Source organism: Corynebacterium sp. NPDC060344, from assembly GCF_042725215.1.
Lineage (GTDB): Bacteria > Actinomycetota > Actinomycetes > Mycobacteriales > Mycobacteriaceae > Corynebacterium.
Map to the genome: position 1 here is coordinate 1 of NZ_JBHXCS010000043.1, position 1,656 is coordinate 1,656.

Here is a 1,656-nt window from a genome sequence, read left to right on the forward strand (position 1 = left end):
GCCTCCGGGCACGCGGGCCCGGAGGCCCTGACCGAAAAACCTTAAGGAATCGAAGATGACGACCCGTGAGGTTGAGCACGAGATCACCATCAGCGCCCCGGCCGGTGCCGTCTACCGGCTGCTGGCCGAGGTGACCAACTGGCCGCGGATCTTCCCGCCCACGATCCACGTCGACCGGGTGGAGGCCGAGGGGTCCGAGGAGCGGATCCGGATCTGGGCCACCGCCAACGGCGACGCCAAGAACTGGACCTCGCGCCGCACCCTCGACCCCGAGGGCCTGCGCATCACCTTCCGCCAGGAGGTTCCGGCCGCGCCAGTGGCCGCCATGGGCGGCACCTGGATCCTGGAGCCCCTCGGGGAGTCCGAGACCCGGGTCAGGCTGCTGCACGACTACAGCGCGATCGGCGACGACGCGCACGACCTGCTGTGGATCGAGCGGGCCGTCGACAAGAACAGCACCTCCGAGCTGGCCGCCCTCAAGGACAACGTCGAAGCCGCCCACGCGGCCGAGGACCTGACCTTCTCCTTCACCGACACCGTGGAGATCAACGGGTCGGCGAAGGACGCCTTCGACTTCATCAACGAGGCCGACCGGTGGGCGGAGCGCCTGCCGCACGTGGCCGTCGTACGGCTCACCGAGGACGTCCCGGGCCTGCAGACGCTGGAGATGGACACGCGCGCCAAGGACGGCTCGGTGCACACCACCAAGTCGTACCGGGTCGTCTTCCCCGACCACAAGATCGCCTACAAGCAGGTCACGCTGCCCGCGCTGATGACCCTGCACACCGGTGAGTGGACCTTCGTGGAGAAGGACGGCGTCACCGCCGCCTCCTCGCAGCACACGGTCACCCTCAACACGGCCAACATCGCCAGGATCCTCGGCGAGGAGGCCACGGTGGCCGACGCCCGCGCGTACGTCCACACGGCGCTGAGCACCAACAGCACGGCGACGCTCAACCACGCCAAGGCCTACGCCGAGCAGAAGAGCTGACCATGGCGGACCTGCTGGACACCCAGGTCGTTGTCGTCGGGGCCGGCCCGGTCGGGCTGATGCTCGCCGCGGAGCTGCGCCTCGGCGGCGCCGACGTGGTCGTGCTGGAGCGGCGGCACGCGGCCAGCAGGGAGTCGAGGGCCTCCACGCTGCACGCCCGCACCATGGAGATCCTCGACATCCGCGGCCAGATCGAGGAGTTCGGCAGCCCGCCGAACGAGCCGCGCGGCCACTTCGGCGGCATCCCGCTGGACCTGACGCTGCCCGGGCCCTATCCCGGGCAGTGGAAGGTCCTGCAGACCAGGACCGAGGCGCTGCTGGAGGAGTGGGCGCTGTTCCTCGGCGTCGACATCCGGTGCGGGCACGAGCTGCTCGCCCTGTCCGGCGGCGGCGAGGACGACGCGGCCACCGAGTACATAGAGGCGCAGGCCGTGCGCCGCGACGGCACCGCCGTCCGGGTACGGGCCCGCTACCTGGTCGGCTGCGACGGCGAGGACAGCACCGTACGCCGGCTCGTCGGCGCGGCCTTCCCCGGCCACGACGCCGGGCGGGAGCTGATCCGCGCCGACGTCTCCGGGATCGACATCCCCAACCGGCGCTTCGAGCGGCTGGAGCAGGGCCTGGCCATCGCCGCGCGGCGGCCGGACGGGGTGACCCGGGTGCTG

Annotated in this window: 2 protein-coding genes; both read left to right on the forward strand. The window is 71.3% G+C overall.

Going from position 1 to position 1,656, the window contains the following annotated elements:
- Positions 1 to 55: 55 nt before the first annotated feature.
- Complete coding sequence (locus ACFWGD_RS13260; RefSeq protein ID WP_377779153.1) at positions 56 to 991, forward strand: aromatase/cyclase; 936 nt, start codon at positions 56 to 58, stop codon at positions 989 to 991.
- Positions 992 to 993: 2 nt separating this feature from the next.
- On the forward strand, positions 994 to 1,656 hold a 663-nt coding region (locus ACFWGD_RS13265), incomplete at its 3' end, for an FAD-dependent oxidoreductase (RefSeq protein ID WP_377779154.1).

Excerpts from the sequence above, each read along its gene's own strand:
- ACFWGD_RS13260 (WP_377779153.1), top strand. The coding sequence starts at position 56 with ATGACGACCCGTGAGGTTGAGCACGAGATCACCATCAGCGCCCCGGCC.